Source organism: Enterobacter sp. TCD1-1, assembly GCF_020567405.1.
GTDB lineage: Bacteria > Pseudomonadota > Gammaproteobacteria > Enterobacterales > Enterobacteriaceae > Enterobacter > Enterobacter quasiroggenkampii.
Genome location: NZ_JAJCXF010000002.1, coordinates 190,192 through 208,936, shown reverse-complemented (window position 1 = coordinate 208,936; position 18,745 = coordinate 190,192). Strand labels below are relative to the sequence as shown.

Annotated in this window: 21 protein-coding genes and 1 tRNA gene; 7 read left to right on the top strand and 15 right to left on the bottom strand. The window is 56.5% G+C overall.

Annotated elements, in window-relative coordinates:
• The first annotated feature begins 16 nt into the window (after positions 1-16).
• The 5 genes from LJA86_RS13820 to LJA86_RS13800 all read left to right on the top strand — a co-directional run bounded on the left by LJA86_RS13820 (position 17) and on the right by LJA86_RS13800 (position 4,285).
• Positions 17-136: a GpE family phage tail protein gene (locus LJA86_RS13820; RefSeq protein WP_023616176.1), complete on the top strand. Its 120-nt coding sequence runs from the start codon at positions 17-19 to the stop codon at positions 134-136.
• Positions 129-2,390, top strand: a complete 2,262-nt coding sequence (locus tag LJA86_RS13815; RefSeq protein WP_229226318.1) for a phage tail tape measure protein — start codon at positions 129-131, stop codon at positions 2,388-2,390. The genes LJA86_RS13820 and LJA86_RS13815 overlap by 8 nt, the downstream gene beginning before the upstream one ends.
• Before the next feature lie 11 nt (positions 2,391-2,401).
• Positions 2,402-2,866, top strand: a complete 465-nt coding sequence (locus tag LJA86_RS13810; protein ID WP_111967458.1) for a phage tail protein — start codon at positions 2,402-2,404, stop codon at positions 2,864-2,866.
• The gene (locus LJA86_RS13805; protein ID WP_229226317.1) at positions 2,863-4,017 is read left to right on the top strand and encodes a phage late control D family protein; all 1,155 of its coding nucleotides are present in this window, start codon (positions 2,863-2,865) and stop codon (positions 4,015-4,017) included. The genes LJA86_RS13810 and LJA86_RS13805 overlap by 4 nt, the downstream gene beginning before the upstream one ends.
• A gap of 67 nt (positions 4,018-4,084) precedes the next feature.
• Entirely contained in the window at positions 4,085-4,285 is a 201-nt protein-coding gene (locus tag LJA86_RS13800) for an ogr/Delta-like zinc finger family protein (RefSeq protein ID WP_229226316.1), read from the top strand.
• Between the two features lie 181 nt (positions 4,286-4,466).
• Here LJA86_RS13800 and LJA86_RS13795 read toward each other — a convergent pair whose 3' ends face one another.
• The 4 genes from LJA86_RS13795 to LJA86_RS13780 form a co-directional block, all read right to left on the bottom strand.
• Positions 4,467-4,916, bottom strand: a complete 450-nt coding sequence (locus LJA86_RS13795; RefSeq protein WP_167213387.1) for a Shiga toxin A subunit — start codon at positions 4,914-4,916, stop codon at positions 4,467-4,469.
• Complete coding sequence (locus tag LJA86_RS13790) at positions 4,913-5,281, bottom strand: tlde1 domain-containing protein (RefSeq protein WP_229226315.1); 369 nt, start codon at positions 5,279-5,281, stop codon at positions 4,913-4,915. Before LJA86_RS13790 ends, LJA86_RS13795 begins: the two co-directional genes overlap by 4 nt.
• Before the next feature lie 10 nt (positions 5,282-5,291).
• Positions 5,292-5,783 carry a type VI secretion system tube protein TssD gene (gene tssD / locus LJA86_RS13785; RefSeq protein ID WP_167213393.1) on the bottom strand — a complete coding sequence of 164 codons (492 nt, stop codon included), beginning with the start codon at positions 5,781-5,783 and terminating at the stop codon, positions 5,292-5,294.
• 680 nt (positions 5,784-6,463) lie between these two features.
• Positions 6,464-6,539 (bottom strand) — tRNA-Ile (locus LJA86_RS13780).
• A gap of 124 nt (positions 6,540-6,663) precedes the next feature.
• Here LJA86_RS13780 and mug point away from each other — a divergent pair.
• Positions 6,664-7,170, top strand: coding sequence for a G/U mismatch-specific DNA glycosylase (gene mug, locus LJA86_RS13775; protein WP_008503183.1), 507 nt, complete (start codon positions 6,664-6,666; stop codon positions 7,168-7,170).
• 438 nt (positions 7,171-7,608) lie between these two features.
• On the opposite strand, the gene rpoD is transcribed toward mug, so the two are convergent.
• The 3 genes from rpoD to rpsU all read right to left on the bottom strand — a co-directional run bounded on the left by rpoD (position 7,609) and on the right by rpsU (position 11,806).
• Positions 7,609-9,456, bottom strand: coding sequence for an RNA polymerase sigma factor RpoD (gene rpoD, locus LJA86_RS13770; RefSeq protein WP_025758549.1), 1,848 nt, complete (start codon positions 9,454-9,456; stop codon positions 7,609-7,611).
• Positions 9,457-9,730: 274 nt separating this feature from the next.
• The gene (gene dnaG, locus LJA86_RS13765; RefSeq protein ID WP_048028960.1) at positions 9,731-11,476 is read right to left on the bottom strand and encodes a DNA primase; all 1,746 of its coding nucleotides are present in this window, start codon (positions 11,474-11,476) and stop codon (positions 9,731-9,733) included.
• A gap of 114 nt (positions 11,477-11,590) precedes the next feature.
• Entirely contained in the window at positions 11,591-11,806 is a 216-nt protein-coding gene (gene rpsU, locus LJA86_RS13760; RefSeq protein WP_001144069.1) for a 30S ribosomal protein S21, read from the bottom strand.
• 236 nt (positions 11,807-12,042) lie between these two features.
• Between rpsU and tsaD the strand changes: the two genes are divergently transcribed.
• Positions 12,043-13,056, top strand: coding sequence for a tRNA (adenosine(37)-N6)-threonylcarbamoyltransferase complex transferase subunit TsaD (gene tsaD, locus LJA86_RS13755; protein WP_028014471.1), 1,014 nt, complete (start codon positions 12,043-12,045; stop codon positions 13,054-13,056).
• An 85-nt stretch (positions 13,057-13,141) separates the two neighbouring features.
• Here tsaD and ureG read toward each other — a convergent pair whose 3' ends face one another.
• From ureG to LJA86_RS13715, 8 genes are read right to left on the bottom strand one after another with little or no spacing between them, the layout of a single operon-like run.
• Complete coding sequence (gene ureG, locus LJA86_RS13750) at positions 13,142-13,759, bottom strand: urease accessory protein UreG (RefSeq protein ID WP_008503187.1); 618 nt, start codon at positions 13,757-13,759, stop codon at positions 13,142-13,144.
• Positions 13,760-13,768: 9 nt separating this feature from the next.
• Positions 13,769-14,443: an urease accessory protein UreF gene (locus LJA86_RS13745; RefSeq protein ID WP_229226314.1), complete on the bottom strand. Its 675-nt coding sequence runs from the start codon at positions 14,441-14,443 to the stop codon at positions 13,769-13,771.
• Entirely contained in the window at positions 14,443-14,982 is a 540-nt protein-coding gene (locus LJA86_RS13740) for a HupE/UreJ family protein (protein WP_023619349.1), read from the bottom strand. The genes LJA86_RS13745 and LJA86_RS13740 overlap by 1 nt, the downstream gene beginning before the upstream one ends.
• 9 nt (positions 14,983-14,991) lie before the next feature.
• Positions 14,992-15,456 (bottom strand): urease accessory protein UreE, encoded by a 465-nt coding sequence (ureE, locus tag LJA86_RS13735; protein ID WP_045909994.1) that lies wholly within the window; start codon positions 15,454-15,456, stop codon positions 14,992-14,994.
• 9 nt (positions 15,457-15,465) lie between these two features.
• The gene (gene ureC / locus LJA86_RS13730; protein WP_229226313.1) at positions 15,466-17,169 is read right to left on the bottom strand and encodes an urease subunit alpha; all 1,704 of its coding nucleotides are present in this window, start codon (positions 17,167-17,169) and stop codon (positions 15,466-15,468) included.
• Positions 17,162-17,476, bottom strand: a complete 315-nt coding sequence (locus tag LJA86_RS13725) for an urease subunit beta (RefSeq protein WP_024906478.1) — start codon at positions 17,474-17,476, stop codon at positions 17,162-17,164. Before LJA86_RS13725 ends, ureC begins: the two co-directional genes overlap by 8 nt.
• A gap of 10 nt (positions 17,477-17,486) precedes the next feature.
• On the bottom strand, positions 17,487-17,789 hold the full coding sequence (locus LJA86_RS13720; protein ID WP_003862556.1) for an urease subunit gamma: 303 nt from the start codon (positions 17,787-17,789) through the stop codon (positions 17,487-17,489).
• Positions 17,790-17,799: 10 nt separating this feature from the next.
• Positions 17,800-18,627, bottom strand: a complete 828-nt coding sequence (locus LJA86_RS13715; RefSeq protein WP_048028969.1) for an urease accessory protein UreD — start codon at positions 18,625-18,627, stop codon at positions 17,800-17,802.
• Positions 18,628-18,745 lie beyond the last annotated feature (118 nt).

Genomic DNA, 18,745 nt, shown 5'->3' with positions numbered 1-18,745 from the left:
GTCGGTCGACGATCTGATGGCGGATATCGCGGTGATTTTTCACTGGCCGCCGTCAGAACTGTACTCCCTTAGCGTGACCGAACTCCTCTTATGGCGCGAAAAAGCGCTGCAGCGAAGCGGAAACCACCATGAGTAATAATGTCAGTCTTCAGGAGCTGCTTAAGGCAGTTGATCGTGCAAGCCGACCGCTTAACGCTCTCCAGAACGCCAGCCTGACTCTCGCGAGCGATATCCATGATTCGCAGACGGCGCTGGGGGCGCTCGACGAGCAGGCGGGGCGTATTAACGGCTTCAGAAAAGCAAATGCCCAGCTCGCCACGACGGAGCAGTCGCTTGCTCAGGCGAAACAGCAGGCGGCGGCGCTGGCGTTGCAGTTTAAAAACACACAAAACCCTACTCAGGCACAGGCTGATGCGCTGTCCGCAGCCCGAAAATCGGCAGCCAACCTCAAGCTTGAGTACAACAGCTTACGTTACTCGGTACAGCGTCAGCGGACTGAACTCGCTCAGGCGGGAATCAACACGCGAACGCTTTCGTCGGATGAGCGTCGTTTAAAAAGTCAGATCGGCGAAAAAACGCAGCAGCTTAACCGACAGCGGGATGCGCTGGCCCGCGTCAATCAGCAGCAGGCGCAGCTGAGTACCGTTCAGAATCGCTACGAGTCAGGCAAACGCGTTGCCGCGCGGGTGCATCAACTGGCTAATGCGGGCGTGGGCATGGCCAAAGCGGGCTTTGATCAGACGTCCCGGTTTATGGCGCCTGGCATCAGTTTTGAAAAACAGATGTCGACTATTCAGGCAAGCCTTGGTCTGGAGAAGGGCGACGCCCGGCTTGAGGCCATTCGCCAGCAGGCGCGGGAGGTCAGTGCCAGGACCGGAGTACCCGCAGATACGGTCGTCCGAGCACAAACCGAACTGGCTCGTTCAGGCTACGACGCCGATGGGGTTATTGCTGCCACTGTACCCACGGTTAACCTCAGCCTGGCGGGGAATGTCGACGCGGCTAAAGCGGCCGATATGATCGCCAGCACGCAGGCCGCCTATAACCTGACCGATACGGATGCGGGACGCATCGCAGATTTACTTACCCGCGGGTTTACCTCTTCGAACACCAGTCTCGTTGAGATGGCGGCGGCCGTCACCTCCGCTGCGCCCGCTGCGGATGCGACCGGTATGGGTCTTGAAGAGACAATCGCGCAGCTTGGCGTTCTGACGGAAAAGGGAATGAACGGTGCCGCCGCCGGGGACGCGCTCAGCGCGATGCTGCGACAGCCACAGGCTCCGGATGCACTGCGTTCAGCCGCGGGTAACGGCGCGCTTGATAAAAAACGCCAGCAGTTGCAGGGGGCAACAGGCAGTGCCGCGCTCGTGGCTTCCGTGCAGACCGACAATCTTGACGGCGATATCAGCAAATTCCAGGCCGCGTGGAGCGGGCTGAAGATTGACGTATTTGATAAAGCAGATGGCGCTTTGCGCAACCTGATAACAACCGCAACCGGCTGGCTTGGCACGGCCTCCCTGTGGGTGAATGCCAACCCTGAGCTGACGCAGACCCTTGCCAGCATTGTTGTCGGCGCGCAGGCGTTTGTTGGGGTACTGGGTGGCGTAGGCACGGTTATTGGTCCGGTTTTGACGGGCATCAATATGGTTATTACCGCGGCCGGGATGTTAGGAACGGTATTCAGCGTGGTGGGCGGTGCCGTCATGACGGTGCTGGGCGCCCTTAGCTGGCCGTTGATAGCCCTTGGCGCGGCGATTGCCGCCGGTGCTTTGCTGATTTTCAAATACTGGGAGCCCATCAGCGCCTTCTTTGGCGGGGTGATGGAAGGGCTTTCAACGGCTTTCGCACCGCTGGGTGCGCTGTTCTCACCGGTGATGGCGGTATTTGACGCTATCTCGGAGAAGCTGGGCGGTATCTGGCAATGGTTCACCGACTTGATTACGCCGATCAAGGCGACGCAGGAAACGCTGGATGGCTGTAAAAACGCTGGCGTGATTTTTGGACAGGCGCTGGGTGATGCGTTAATGGCACCGCTTAATCTCTTTAACAGCCTGAGCGGCAAGGCCAGCTGGCTGCTGGAGAAACTCGGTCTTATCAAAAACGAGTCGGGTAATCTCGATGCCGCGGCGGCAAAAGCAGACGCGACATCCTCTCCTGCGGGCAGTGCGTCCATTCCGGTTGCGGGGATCTCTGGCGGCGGCCAGGGGTATCAGCCAACCCTCGTGCCGGGAGGACGCTCTTACGTCGATCAGAGTAAAAGCGAATATCACATCACGCTGCAGGGGGGCACGGCCTCCGCAACGGATCTGACGCGTCAAATCCGGGAGACAATAGATAGCATTGAACAGGATAAAGCGAGACGGCAGCAATCCAGCTTAATGTATGGTTGAGGAGAGATAAAATGTTAATGGTGCTGGGTCTGTTTGTCTTTGAACGACGAACCTTACCCTATCAGACAATGCAGTTTACAAAGGATTACCGCTGGGCGTCCAACGATCGGATCGGGAAACCTAAAGCCTGGCAGTACCTTGGCGAAGGCGAGACATCTTTTACCCTCTCCGGACTGCTTTATCCTGAGCTCACGGGAGGGCGGCTTTCCCTCAAGGCGGTTGAGCTGATGGCGAATGAGGGGCGGGCATGGCCGTTGATAGACGGTACCGGCATCATTCACGGCATGTTTATCATTGAAAAAGTCACGCATACGCATTCGGATTTTTACAGTGACGGTACCGCCCGAAAAATTAATTTTACGCTGGAACTGAAACGCGTGGACGAATCGCTGATGACGATGTTTGGCGATCTGAGAACCCAGGCCGAAGAGCTGGTGACGAGCGCACGTAATAGCATTGGAGGGCTGGTGGGATGATCACCGAAATGAATATCCGGGCGGGTGGGAAAATCGCCCCTGATTTTATGCTTAAGCTTGACGATCGCGATGTCACACAGAATTTCAGCCACCGTCTTATCAGTCTGAGCATGATCGACAAACGTGGGCTGGAAGCCGATCAGCTGGATATTCAACTGGATGATTCCGACGGGCTACTAGACTTGCCGGCCCGGGGGGCAAGGCTCTCCTTATGGCTGGGATGGGAGGGAACCCCGCTCGAGGAGAAAGGGGACTTTACGATTGATGCGATTCAATTCCGGGGCGCGCCGGACACGCTGACGATTCGGGGATGCAGCGCGGATTTTCGTGGAAAGCTAAACGTGCGGCGCGAACAGTCATGGCATGACACGACGATCGGCGCGATAGTCGATACCATCGCTCAGCGTAACCAGTTGACCGCCAGCGTCGCGTCGGGGCTTGCATCCATCGCCATCTCTCATATTGACCAGTCTCAGGAGACAGACGCGGCGTTCCTCTCCCGCCTTGCTGAACGTAATGGAGCATTTGTTTCAATCAAAGCCGGGAAGATTATCTTTATGAAAGCGGGCCAGGCCGTGACGGCCAGCGGCACGCCGATTCCCTTAATGATGATTGAGCGTGGGGATGGCGATAAGCATCTTTTTTCCGTCGCTGACCGTGAAAATTATTCCGGCGTGACAGCCAAATGGCTGCAAACGCGCGACCCAAAGCAACAAAATCCTCAATTGAGTATTTCACGTCAATCAGGGGGGCAGCCGACAGAAGCACTGCAGCACCCGGATGCCGTCGCACCAGTAGCGGAAACAGGAGGCAAGGAGCAGAAGCCGCAAGAGAGGCTGGTGGGAACGGCGGAAAACGTATTTGAGCTCACCACGGTTTATGCCTCTGAAGAGCAGGCGCTCAGGGCCGCAGAGGCTAAGTGGCGCGCGCTTCAGCGGGGAACCGTAGAGTTTTCCATCCAGCTTGCCCTGGGACGCGCCGATCTGTTCCCAGAAACGCCGGTGCTGGTAAACGGTTTTAAACGCGTCATCGACGAGCAGGCGTGGATCATCAGCGAAGTGGTGCATACCCTCAACGATAGCGGATTTACCACGCAGCTTAAGCTTGAGCTGAACGTCAGCGACGAAAAATTTACTGTTGATAGTGAGTAATGTAGTTGCTATTGGTTTTATTTTGGGTATTATTGATTCACAAAATGTGAATTAAGTGGGGGGGTACATGTTTCATTGTCCTAAGTGCAAGCACTCTGCGCATGCGCGTACCAGTCGCTATCTAAGTGAAAATACCAAAGAGCGCTATCACCAGTGCACCAATGTGGACTGCAGCTGTACGTTCGTGACGATGGAGTCCGTAGAGCGTCTGATTGCGACCCCTGGTGCCACTGGACGTGTCCAGGCGGCTTCGCTGAGCCAGGGTTAGCGGGTTTAAAAAAAACAATAAAAAAGCCACTCAATTGAGTGGCTTAATTATATGAAGCCAGCAGCACCCACCGGAGGATTACGACCAGACACCAAAAGGCAACATCACTTTTTGAAGGCGGAAAAAACTGCCTTTCGTCGGGTTTTGCGTAATGCTCATTTTTATGCCTGGATTTTGCTATTCAAAATTCGCGCGATAAAGTCAAAAAACCATTGTACCGTACTGAGCATTCATCATCGTTGACGAACGCTGAAGAAATGAATTCACTACGTTTGCCTTTTTTGTCCGTAAAAGTATATTTTGCCGTCACGGTCAGTACATGCCTGTCGTGATACATATTGTAATAATCATTCTCAGAAAGCCTGATATCAGCTGATTTCTCTAAATCTGCCTGGCTATCTGCAATCGCCATTTTTCTGGCGAATACATCTGACACTGGCAGCACATCAAGCACTTCCACTGTTGTTTTGCTGTACTGGATAGACGTCAGATCAATGCCGAGCTCGTTCTTAATGCTGGTTAGCAGCATACCTTCGATATAATGACCGGGTGCTGCACATTCACCACCCGTAGAAGCTGCCATTGCACACACAGGCAACAATACGATGGAAATTGCAATTATGCGGATCATCGTACAACCTCCAGCAATGCGCCTATATCATTGCTCACAAGTAGACGGGTTGAAGGACTCATAATAATACAGCCTTCAGATGCGTATCCGGGTATACCGACGCGCTTATCACCGTGCATACGGAAAGAATGCATGTCACGCGCGTATGAATTGCCGCTAATATGTTTCAGTTTAATTGTCAGCGGTCCTTTGCTGGTGCCGGAACTACCGATTTTCCATATACCGCGTGGAATTGGCCCCATACCGCGAACATGCTCACGGTCTGGATTATTTTTATTGGTGAGGGCGCCGGAGTAACCTGTTTCAATCAGTTTTCCATCTTTAAACAGTTCGCCGGTGCTTTGCTTATAAAGCCATTTAGCCATGGTGATCTCCTTATGCTGTTTTACGGTCTTTCCAGCTATCGGCGTGCTGGATGTTGCCATCGACATAGCTCCACGTGATTTTTTCGTAACGCAGGCCTACATGCTCTATATGCCCGTGTTTTTCGAAATCGGGATCTTTGGTATCAAACATAATTGGCACAACGTGGCACACCTTCACGTTCTCCAGCACGACATTGAAATATTCTTCTTCCATGCCGTTATTATTGATGCGGTAAAGTTTGAATTCGGCTTTTGCCAGGGTCCGACCTGTAGTTAAGGCCCGGTAAAGAAGTGGGGTTGATGGGTCTATCTCTTTTTCAAATGTAAACGCCTCATGCTGTCGCGTTCCGGTTAATGCTCCACTCATGTTATCGGCAGGAATAAACAAATCGTGCTGCATACCTACTACTTCAATGCTGCCTTCCCGGCCACGAACATCAGAGCCACCTTTTATCTGCTTCCCTTCATCGTTGCAAAGCAGGAGATAAATGGGTATAGCCATGCTAATTAACTCCATTTAGTTGACAAATTAACCAAACAATACTCCTTCATTATTTTTCTGGTTGTAAGTTTTTATATCACCATTGTTACCTATATTTGTTTTTTTAATAAATGAATATAAATAATAATTTCAGTGAATCGGTTTAATTCATTCTTGATTTGAGTTATTAGTTGATTAACCGCATTACGTAAAGTCTGGTGAGCTTACGGCCACTACCAGAAGCACGCATGATTACATCCATGAAAAAACCAAAAATAACAGGCGAAAATTTCCCTCAGGGATTTTCCCTCCGAGAATTAGAGGACAGCACCTGGTAGATAATTGTGAATTCGGCGTGATTTAATGACTTTTTGGCTCAATCTATCTGTGCCACCAGTAACTTTTTGCGGGGCTGAACTAACCTCATCTTGCCGTATGTTGGTTCGAATAAATTCATTGCTAGCGTGGCTTACAGAACTGTGAACCAACTGAACCGACATTTTTCTGTGTCTATATATGCGTTTTCATTGTGTATGGACTGGCAAGTTAATTGGGAACCACAGCGCTGGAGGTAGGGGGGAGATGGTGTGGGTGGTCATAAATTAACCATAAATCACTATGGCTACTTTTCTGAAATATCCCCGGTATATCCCCGGAAAAAACAAAGGGCCAGCGCATTTAGCGCCAGCCCTTGCTGTATCTGGTGGCCCCTGCTGGACTTGAACCAGCGACCAAGCGATTATGAGTCGCCTGCTCTAACCACTGAGCTAAGGGGCCGTGGCGGTGAATTATAAAGTAACTCCCCGCAGCAATCCAGCCATTCACACCTGCCTGCTGTTTTTATAAACAACGCATAATCAATCCTTTATACTTCCATAACGATGTATCAGCGGGAGTAAAGATGATCAACGATATTCTGGCCCCTGGCCTGCGGGTGGTGTTCTGCGGAATTAACCCGGGCAAGTCCTCGGCGCACACCGGTTTTCACTTTGCCCATCCGGGCAATCGCTTCTGGAAGGTGATCTATCAGGCCGGGTTTACCGACAGGTTACTCAAGCCTGAAGAGGAGCAGCACCTGCTGGACACGCGCTGCGGCATAACCATGCTGGTCGAGCGGCCGACGGTGCAGGCAAGCGAGGTCAACCTGCATGAACTGCGCAGCGGCGGGCGGGAGCTGGTGAAGAAGATTGAAGACTACCAGCCTGCCGCGCTGGCGATCCTCGGCAAGCAGGCCTACGAGCAAGCATTTAGCCAGCGCGGGGCTAAGTGGGGTAAGCAGAGCATCATGATTGGCGTGACGCAGGTGTGGGTGTTGCCGAACCCGAGCGGGCTCAACAGGGCGACGCTGGATAAGCTGGTAGAGGCGTATCGGGAGCTGGATGAGGCGCTGATGGTGCGGGGGCTTTAATCCTCTGCGGCCTGATGCCCTCACCCTCTCCCCACATGACTGAGGGATCCCCACAACGTTATGGCAGCACGGAACAGTCCCCTCGCCCCTCCGGGGAGAGGGTTAGGGTGAGGGGAATATACGGCCGTGGTGGTCATTCCGTTCACTTTATGTTCCTTGCTACTCTGTCACGACATGACCTGTGAACGTGCCAGGATGGCTCAGTCGCCACCACCCTGGCGACCCGCCCTCTCGGCGCATCCATGCGCCTCGCCCCGGCCTGCAGGAAACGCCTCAGCGATTTACAGCCGGACCAGAGCATCGCTGAAAGTCTTCACTCGTTCTGAAACAAGGTTATTGCTTCTGCTTATAAATTACTGGGGAGCCCACAGTCCAAAGGGAGAGGGAATAAACAAAAAAAAAGCTCCCGATTGGGAGCTTTTTCACGGTCAGGACAGGTTAGTCGTCCAGGAAGCTACGCAGCACTTCAGAGCGGCTTGGGTGACGCAGCTTACGCAGCGCCTTCGCTTCGATCTGACGGATACGTTCGCGGGTCACGTCGAACTGTTTACCCACTTCTTCCAGCGTGTGGTCGGTGTTCATATCGATACCGAAACGCATACGCAGGACTTTCGCTTCACGGGCGGTCAGGCCAGCCAGGACGTCGTGCGTTGCGGCACGCAGGCTCTCGGTGGTGGCAGAGTCCAGCGGCAGCTCGAGGGTGGTATCCTCGATGAAATCACCCAGATGCGAATCTTCATCATCACCGATTGGTGTTTCCATGGAGATTGGCTCTTTGGCGATCTTCAGCACTTTACGGATCTTGTCTTCCGGCATCAGCATGCGCTCGGCCAGCTCTTCCGGCGTCGGCTCGCGACCCATCTCCTGCAGCATCTGGCGGGAAATACGGTTGAGCTTGTTGATGGTCTCAATCATATGCACCGGAATACGGATGGTGCGCGCCTGATCCGCGATAGAGCGGGTGATAGCCTGACGGATCCACCAGGTTGCGTAGGTGGAGAACTTGTAACCACGACGGTATTCAAACTTATCTACCGCTTTCATCAGACCGATGTTGCCTTCCTGAATCAGATCCAGGAACTGCAGACCACGGTTGGTGTATTTCTTGGCGATAGAGATAACCAGACGTAAGTTCGCTTCAACCATCTCTTTCTTCGCACGGCGGGCTTTCGCTTCCCCGATGGACATGCGACGGTTGATATCTTTAACCTGCTCGATGGTCAGGCCGGTCTCTTCTTCAATCTGCTGCAGCTTCTGCAGGCCGCGATACACGTCTTCTTTCACGTCGTGCAGTTTTTCAGACCACGGCTTGTTCATCGCAATAGCCGCGTTGAACCAGGTTTCGCTGGTTTCGTTGCCGGTGAAGAGGGTGATGAAGTTCTTCTTCGGCATTTTGCACTGCTCAACGCACAGCTTCATGATGATACGTTCCTGGGTGCGTACGCGATCCATCATCACGCGCATGCTGTTCACCAGGTAGTCGAACTGTTTTGGCACCAGGCGGAACTGTTTAAACACTTCAGACAGCTTCAGGATCTCTTCCTGAGCGGCAGCGTGGCTGCGGCCTTTCGCTTTGATGGTGTCACGCGTCACTTCGTACTGGGTACGCAGCTCGGCAAACTTCTCGCGCGCCAGTTCCGGGTCGATGCTGTTGTCATCGTCCGCGGTGTCGTCGTCGCTCTCTTCCTCATCTTCGTCTTCGTCGTCATCCATCTCTTCCTGAGACAGCTCAGAACCGACGTGAGTGGCGGTAGGCGCCATATCTTCTTCAGCGTTCGGGTCGACAAAACCGGTGATCAGGTCAGACAGGCGCGCTTCTTCCGCTTCAACGCGATCGTACTGCTCCAGCAGATAGGTGATCGCCTCCGGGTACTCGGCAACAGAGCACTGAACCTGGTTGATCCCGTCTTCGATGCGTTTTGCGATGTCAATTTCGCCCTCGCGGGTCAACAGTTCAACGGTACCCATTTCGCGCATGTACATGCGGACCGGGTCAGTGGTACGCCCGATTTCAGATTCCACGCTGGACAGTACCTGTGCAGCAGCTTCTTCCGCATCTTCGTCAGTGTTGTTGGAGGTTTCAGCCAGCAACAGATCATCGGCATCCGGTGCTTCTTCCATCACCTGAATGCCCATGTCATTGATCATTTGGATGATGTCTTCGATTTGATCTGAATCGACGATATCTTCCGGCAGATGGTCATTGACCTCGGCATAGGTCAGATAGCCTTGCTCCTTACCACGTTGGACAAGAAGTTTCAGCTGTGACTGCGGGTTTTGCTCCATAAGACGGTATCCACACTTAATTCGTTTGATTGGTGTCGGCGATGGGGCTGCCAACCTTTAAAGCGAGGGCGTACTTATATTTTTGCCGCTGCCTCTCAGTGCGGCTGCCGGGGGCTTCCCGATCGATATTCGGCACTTAAGCCGTTAAATACTTCATCCTTCACGTTGTCTCTGCGTTAGCTGCGTTCTCTCATCCTGGTCATGTACTTATGTACACTCCCAGGGCTTCGTTCGCTTGCTGCCTTGATACAACGCGAATGATTTTGTCTTTCACTTATTTTCTTGCCAGTTCCTGGTTAATCATCCAGAGCTCCCGGCGTTCTTCGCTGCTTAAACCGTGTGTGCGCTCGCGAGCTATCAACTCTTCCTGGCGCAGCTCAAGCATCGAATCAAACATATGGTTGAGTGAGTCGGTGAACGTTTTTTCTGCAATGTCCTTATCTGCTATATCGTCCCACATCGACAATTTTTCAAGGGTAGCGGCCTCTTTTGTGCCGCGATAATGCTCTAAAAGTTGTCCGGTGGTCAGACCTGGCTGAGACAAACACGTGTTGACCAGTTCTGAAAATAAGCCAAGTCCGGGCAATTTTTCGTGGTTCAAACCCGCCAGCGACGGCACCTGTGGCGCCAGCTCGGGGTTTTGGACCAGTAACCCTATCAGTATACGCATGGTTGTGCGTTTTAGCTGAGGCGCGGGGCGAACCGTGCCGTTTTCAGCCTGTTTAGGCATTAAACGTTCAAGCTGGCTGTCATCCAGAATGCCGAGCTTGTTGCCTAGCTCCTGACGCAGGTAGATGCGCAGCGTTTCGCCGGGCACCTGACTGATTAACGGCAGCGCCAGCGTGCTGAGCTGCGCGCGCCCGTCAGGGGTACTCAAATCGACCTGAGGCATCAGGCTGTTAAACAAAAACGTGGAGAGCGGCTGAGCCTGCTCCATCCGCGCTTCAAACGCCGCTTTACCCTCTTTACGCACCAGCGTATCCGGGTCTTCACCGTCGGGCAGGAACATAAAGCGCAACTGACGCCCGTCGGTCATATAGGGTAGCGCGGTTTCCAGCGCGCGCCAGGCGGCGTCGCGTCCGGCGCGGTCTCCGTCGTAACAACAAATCACGTTGTTGGTCACGCGGAACAGCAACTGGATGTGATCCGCTGTCGTGGACGTTCCTAACGACGCCACCGCGTAGTTGATGTCGTACTGCGCCAGCGCAACGACGTCCATATAGCCTTCGACGACCAGAAGACGCGGAGGTTCCGCGTTATCCTGCTGCGCCTCATAAAGACCGTAAAGCTGGCGGCCCTTATGGAAAATATCGGTTTCCGGGGAGTTGAGGTACTTCGGCAGGGCATCACCCAGCACGCGACCACCAAAACCAATTACCCGGCCTCGCTTGTCGCGGATTGGGAACATCACCCGTTCGCGGAAGCGGTCGTAGCTTCGTCCCTGGTCGTTGGTGACCAGCATGCCTGCATCGATGAGAGATTTACGATCTTCGCTATTGCCGCCAAAACGCTTTAACACGTTGTCCCAGCCGGGCGGGGCGTAGCCAATAGCGAAACGCGCAATGACATCGTCGCTCAGTCCACGCTTGTTCAGATACTGACGCGCAGGCTCAGCCGCAGAGTGCTTAAGAGACTGTTGGTAAAACGAATTCAGGCCATCCATCAGTTGATACAGCGTTTGCCGTTGATGGCGCTCGATCTGACTTGGCCCACTGCCTGCTTCATACGGCACTTCAAGGTTATGCATTGCCGCCAGCTCTTCGACGGTTTCAACGAACTCGAGCTTGTCGTAGTTCATTAAAAAATCAACGGCATTACCGTGAGCACCACAGCCGAAGCAATGGTAAAACTGCTTTTCACCGTTTACGGTGAAGGAGGGGGTTTTTTCGTTATGGAACGGACAGCACGCATGGTAATTCTTGCCCTGCTTTTTCAGCTTTACCCGCGCGTCGATGAGATCGACGATGTCGGTTCTGGCGAGCAGGTCATTGATGAAAACGCGTGGGATTCTTCCGGCCATATGCCCCAAAATTTAAGCGACTTATAAACGAAAACAAGCCGCGCATTCCTTCCGGAAGCACGGCCTTACGACTATTACTCTGTCTGACAATTGAGGGCTGAGGCCCTCAACCAATTAGTACAGACGAGTACGGCGTGCGTTTTCGCGAGCCAGTTTCTTCGCGTGACGTTTCACAGCGGAAGCTTTAGCGCGCTTACGTTCGGTCGTTGGTTTTTCATAAAACTCACGACGACGAACTTCAGCCAGAACACCTGCTTTCTCGCATGAACGTTTGAAGCGACGCAGTGCTACGTCGAACGGCTCGTTTTCACGTACTTTAATTACCGGCATGTAACTCTCACCTTTAATAAATTCGGTTTGCCGCTGGCATCAACGCCAGCTTATTTCAAAATGGTGCGGAATTTTACTGCAAATGCTGCTGCTTTGTAAAGCACCGATGCGATTTTGAAAGGGACTTTAATAAGGGTGAGGAGTATACACGAGCCTTCTTCCTGGGGCGAACAAAGTTTTACATCAACCCGCCCAGGCTCTACACTGCGCGGTATTGAAACGAGGTAAAACAAGTCATGCGTGTACTGGGTATTGAAACATCCTGCGATGAAACCGGCATCGCCATTTACGACGACGAAAAAGGGCTTCTGGCCAACCAACTGTATAGTCAGGTGAAATTGCACGCTGACTACGGCGGCGTCGTGCCTGAACTGGCCTCTCGTGACCACGTGCGTAAAACGGTTCCCCTGATCCAGGCGGCGCTGAAAGAGGCCGGGTTGAGCTCAACCGATATTGATGCCGTGGCCTATACCGCCGGTCCGGGCCTGGTCGGCGCGCTGCTGGTCGGCGCGACGGTTGGCCGTTCGCTGGCCTTCGCGTGGGACGTGCCGGCCATCCCGGTTCACCATATGGAAGGGCACCTTCTGGCGCCGATGCTGGAAGAGAATCCGCCTGAATTCCCGTTTGTGGCGCTGCTGGTCTCCGGCGGCCATACGCAGTTGATTAGCGTCACGGGCATTGGCAAGTACGAGCTGCTGGGCGAGTCGATCGACGACGCCGCCGGTGAAGCGTTCGACAAAACCGCCAAGCTGCTGGGACTCGATTACCCAGGCGGCCCGATGCTGTCCAAAATGGCGTCGCAGGGAACGGAAGGGCGCTTTGTCTTCCCGCGTCCGATGACCGACCGTCCGGGGCTGGACTTCAGCTTCTCCGGGTTGAAAACCTTCGCAGCCAACACGATCCGCAATAACGACGACAGCGATCAGACCCGCGCCGATATCGCCCGCGCGTTTGAAGATGCAGTGGTGGATACGCTGATGATCAAGTGCAAGCGCGCGCTGGATCAGACCGGCTTCAAGCGTCTGGTGATGGCGGGCGGCGTCAGCGCCAACCGCACGCTGCGCGCGAAGCTCGCCGAGATGATGCAAAAGCGTCGCGGAGAAGTGTTCTACGCGCGTCCGGAATTCTGCACCGATAACGGGGCGATGATCGCCTACGCCGGGATGGTGCGCCTGAACGCTGGCGCAACGTCTGACCTGAGCGTGTCCGTGCGTCCGCGCTGGCCGCTGGCGGAACTGCCTGAGGCGTGAGTTTTTTTGCCGGGCGGCACGTCGTTTGTCCGGCCTACGGTTTTGTAGGCCCGGTAAGCGCAGCGCCACCGGGCAACAAACCGCACTACACCCGCAGCATCCCTTTCTCTTCCAGAAACGCAATAATCGTCCCCAGGCCGTCCCCCGCCTTCAGGTTGGTAAAGGTCCATGGACGCTCGCCGCGCATGCGGTTGGTATCGCGCTCCATCACCTCCAGCGAGGCGCCGACGTACGGCGCGAGATCGGTTTTGTTGATCACCAGAAAATCGGATTTGGTGATCCCCGGTCCGCCCTTGCGCGGAATTTTTTCCCCTTCGGCCACGTCGATCACGTAGATGGTCAGATCCGCCAGCTCCGGGCTGAACGTCGCGCTCAGGTTGTCCCCGCCGCTTTCCACGAAGATCAGGTCCAGATTACCGAATTTCTCGCTGAGCGCTTCCACCGCCGCCAGGTTCATTGAGGCATCTTCGCGGATGGCGGTATGCGGGCAGCCGCCGGTCTCCACGCCTACAATGCGCTCCGGCGCCAGCGCGCCCGCTTCGGTCAGGATGCGCTGATCCTCTTTGGTGTAGATATCGTTGGTTACCACCGCAAGATGGTAGGTATCGCGCATCGCCTTGCAGAGCGCTTCCAGCAGCGCGGTTTTACCCGACCCTACCGGGCCACCCACGCCCACGCGCAGGGGATGTTTGTAATCAGCCATGTTGACTCCTCAGGAACGGAATAGTCGTGAATATTGGGTTTCGTGGCGCGCAGAGGCGATGGCGGACAGCGGCGTTGCTGCCCCCAGCGCGTCGTCGCGACGTAAAAAGGCCTGTTCAAGCCCGGCGGCAAAATGGTCGCTCAGTTCGATAATCAGCTGCTGCGCGGCCTGCTGCCCAAACGGCACCAGCTTGACGCCCGCCATGACCGCGCTCTCAATCCAGCTGTATCCCAGGCTCAGCGCCAGCTCGCGCACGTCAATGCCCCATCGCACGCCGAGCCACGCCATGCCGCAGAGCTGGCTTTGCCTGCACAGCGCCAGCCATTCTGCCGGGCAGTCCGGCTCCCAGCTTTTAATCAGGCGCGTAAAGGCCGCCCCGCGGTTGCGTTCTTCTTCACGCAGCTCTCGCGTTTCCCGGCAGGCGAGCAGGTATGCCGTCCAGCGTTTGGCCGTTGCCAGATCGTGCCGATCGCAGGCCTGACAGAGACGGTGAAACAGCGGCAGATCGACGCAGAAAAAACTCTGCTCCATCTGCTGGATCTGCCAGCGTTTAAAGGCGTCGGCGTCCGTGACCCAGCCCGCCTCAACGGCCCACTCCAGCCCCTGCGACCAGGTAAACGACCCGACCGGCAGGCTGCTGCTGGAGAGCTGCATCAGGCGCAGCCTCTGACGGGCGTGCTCCATTAGCTCATCAGCGCCAGCAGGGCGGACACAATCAGCCCGCCGCCAAAGGTTTTACGCAGCCCGTCGTGACGGCGCAGCAGCAATCCTGCGGCGAAACTGGCGCACAGCACCGTGGCGCTGGCGAACATAAACCCGCTGGTGAAGAGCCAGAAGTTATGGCCGGACATCTCCACGCCGTGCGCCCAGCCGTGGAACATCGCCAGGGCAGGCACCGCCAGCAGCAGGCGATTTTCGGTTTTAAACATCATCACGCCACTGACCGCCAGCGAGGCGATAATCAGCATCTCCATGCCGCTAAAGCCGCCGAGCAGGCTGCCAGCAACGGCACCGACAAGCATCATCCCGAGGGTGGCAAACGGCAGCAGGAGCTTGCGGCCGCTCAGCGCTGAAAGCACGCCTGCACCGGTCAGCATCAGGAGATGATCGAGCCCGGTCAGCGGATGGAAAAAACCGGCCTGAAAGCTGTCGGCGCCGTGGCCGGGATGCGCGAGCGCGGGAACGGAAAAGGCCAGCAGTAACAGGGGGAGTAACTTGCGCATGATGGATCCTTAATGTGAATGGGTATGAGCGTGGCTATGGCTGTGGGCATCGCTGGCGTACGCGCCCGCTTCCGGTTCAAACGGCAGGCTGGCGTAGGTTACCTCCAGCCCAAACTGGCGCAGCATGTCGTCGAGAACGTGATCGTGGTGATAGCGCAGCTCGCCGGGCATGACCTGCAGCGGCACGTGGCGGTTGCCCAGGTGGTAGCAGGCGCGGGCGAGCAGGAACGGATCGGCGCAGCGCACCACGGAGACCGACTCCGGGGCGGCGATCACTTCGATCACTTCGCTGCCGTCGTCGGTGGTCAGCAGGTCGCCCCCGCGCAGCAGCAGGCCGCGCGGCAGCATCAGCCCGGCTTCGCGGCCGTCGTTAAGCGCCACGCGGGCGCGGCTTTTCACCCGCACGTCAATCGGCAGCGTGACGCTGGCGGTAGTCTGATGCGCATGGTCCAGGCGTTGGGTCAGATAAATCATCATCACTCCTCAAAACAGGAAATAGCGTTGCGCCATCGGCAGAACGTCAGCCGGTTCGCTGGTAATCAGTTCGCCGTCGACGCGCACCTCGTAGGTTTGCGAATCGACGGTGATGTTCGGCTGCAGAGCGTTGTGGATCATGTCGGCCTTTTTCACCGTCCGGCAGCCTTTCACCACCGCCGTGGCGCTCTGCAGGTTGAGCTGCTGGGGGATGCCGTTCGCGTGAGCCGCCTGCGAGACAAACGTCAGCCGCGTGGCGTGGCGCGCGGCGCCCAGCGCGCCAAACATCGGGCGGTAATGGACCGGCTGCGGCGTGGGGATTGAAGCGTTGATGTCACCCATCGGCGCGCAGGCGATCATCCCGCCTTTGACGATGGTGGCGGGTTTTACGCCGAAGAACGCCGGGGACCAGACCACCAGATCTGCCAGCTTGCCCGCCTCAATCGAGCCCACTTCATGGGCGATACCGTGGGTCAGCGCCGGGTTAATGGTGTATTTGGCGACGTAGCGCTTCACGCGGAAATTGTCGTTCTCGCCGATCTCTTCCGGCAGCGCGCCGCGCTGGACCTTCATACGGTGCGCCACCTGCCAGGTACGGATAATCACTTCCCCGACGCGGCCCATGGCCTGCGAGTCTGACGACGTGAGCGAGAACGCGCCGATGTCGTGCAGCACGTCTTCGGCGGCGATGGTCTCCCGACGAATGCGGGATTCGGCAAACGCCACGTCCTCGGCGATATCCGGGTCGAGGTGATGACAAACCATCAGCATGTCGAGATGCTCGTCGATGGTATTCACCGTGTAGGGCAGCGTCGGGTTGGTGGAGGAGGGCAGAATATTCGGGTGTGCGCAGGCGGTGATGATATCCGGCGCGTGGCCACCGCCCGCCCCTTCAGTGTGGAAGGTGTGGATGGTGCGCCCGCCAATGGCGGCCAGCGTATCTTCGACAAACCCGGACTCGTTCAGCGTGTCGCTGTGCAGCGCCACCTGAATGTCCATCTCTTCGGCCACCTCCAGCGAGCAGTTGATCGCCGCAGGCGTCGCGCCCCAGTCTTCGTGGATCTTAAGCCCGATGGCGCCCGCGGTAATCTGCTCGCGCAGGGCGTCCGGATTGGATCCGTTACCTTTGCCGAGCAGGCCGATATTCACCGGCAGCGTATCGGCGGCCTGCAGCATGCGGGCGATATACCACGGCCCTGGCGTGCAGGTGGTGGCGTTGGTGCCCGCTGCGGGTCCGGTGCCGCCGCCGATCATGGTGGTGACGCCGGAGACCAGCGCCTCCTCCGCCTGCTGCGGGCAGATCCAGTGGATGTGGGTGTCGATCCCGCCTGCGGTGACGATCTTCCCTTCGGCGGCGATGACTTCGGTTGCGGCACCAATCGGGATCGTTACGCCGGGCTGAATGTCCGGGTTGCCGGCTTTACCGACGGCAAAGATCCGCCCGTTCTTGACGCCGATATCGGCTTTCACGATCCCCCAGTGGTCGACGATCAGCGCGTTGGTCAGCACCAGATCCACGCAGTCGTCTGCGGTCATCTGCCCCTGGCCCATGCCGTCGCGGATCACCTTCCCGCCGCCGAACTTGACCTCTTCGCCGTAGATCGTGAGATCGTCTTCCACTTCAATCCACAGCTCGCTGTCGGCCAGCCGCACTTTATCGCCGGTGGTGGGGCCAAACATATCGGCATAGGCCTGGCGCGAAATCTCAGCCATGTTTCACCTCGCCCATTACCTCGCCGCGAAAGCCGACAATGCGCTGCGCACCCGTGACCTGAACCAGCGTTACTTCGCGCTTCTGGCCGGGCTCAAAGCGCACGGCGGTGCCTGCCGGGATGTTCAGCCGGTAGCCCCGGGTCACCTCACGGTCAAACTTCAGCGCCGGGTTGACCTCGTAAAAGTGATAGTGCGATCCGACCTGGATCGGCCTGTCGCCGTGATTTTCGACAATCACGGTTTGGGTTTCGCGCCCGACGTTGATCGCAATCGCGCCGGGCTGGATCTGGTATTCGCCTGGGATCATCACGCGCTCCTTAGACGATCGGGTTGTGGACGGTCACGAGCTTGGACCCGTCCGGGAAGGTGGCTTCCACCTGAATGTCCGGGATCATCTCCGGTACGCCCTCCATCACCTGGTCGCGGGTCAGGACGTGGCGGCCTGCCTCCATCAGCGAGGCGACGGTTTCACCATCGCGCGCGCCTTCCATGATGAAGGCGCTGATCAGCGCGACCGATTCCGGGTAATTGAGCTTTACCCCGCGCGCAAGGCGGCGTTCGGCAACCAGCGCGGCGGTGAACAGCAACAGCTTGTCTTTTTCTCTGGGGGTCAGTTCCATAACGTTTCTCTTATGTCTGCCAGATACGCGGCGAACAGGCGGTTTTGGTGGTGAGAAGCGGGCGAAGCGACTGCCAGACGTCGCGCATCACCCGCTGACAAATCAGGTTATCGTGAGAGAGAAAGCGCACCGACATGAGATCGTCCGCGAGCGTGGCGCCCGCAAACGTATCCAGCGGGGCGAGCAGCGCACGCGCCGCGTCGAGATGTTCTTCTCTGGCCGGGTAGAACAGCAGCGTGCCAATCCACGGATGCCCGGCGACGGGCGTGAGATCGCCGTCGGCAAGGTGCTGACGTTCAATCAGGCGTGGCTCGTCCTCAACCCAGACTTCAAGGCGGCTTTCCAGCGTGCCGTGGCTGAAGGTCTCATTGATTACCGGTCGTCCCAGGCAGTACAGTTCCCACGCCAGCAGCGTGCTGGAGGCCTTCAGGTGGAAGACGGAGCGCAGCGCGGCATTCGCACCGGGGAAGATAATGGTGTCCTGCGGCAGCCACTCCAGCGTGGATCCCTCATCGAGATAAAAGTGCTGATGCAGGCGAGCCTGCGGGCCGCTGCTACGATAGAACTTGCTGGCGCCGGGCATGGTGATAAGCGCATGGCTTTTGGCGTCCAGACGCACGGTGATATCCAGCGTATCGCCGCCCACAACCCCGCCCGGCGGGTGCAGAAGATAGAGGTGGCAGGTCTCGCCTTCGGGATAAAATGGACGCTGAACGGTAAGCGGCCCGACGTGATGAGCGGAGTGCAGGAGGGTTTTCTCAGGGGTGTGACAAAACTGCAGGGCAAGCGACGCCTGCCAGCCTTTGTATGAATTATCAGTGACCTGAGCTGCTAACATGCTGCATCCATCTGCTCATCATCGGGTCGTTTCAGTATGCCCTGGCAGAAATGAAGGCTGTCATATGAGTCGCTTATGGATAGCGGTTAAGACGAAACAAAAAAGCACGCCCGGAGGG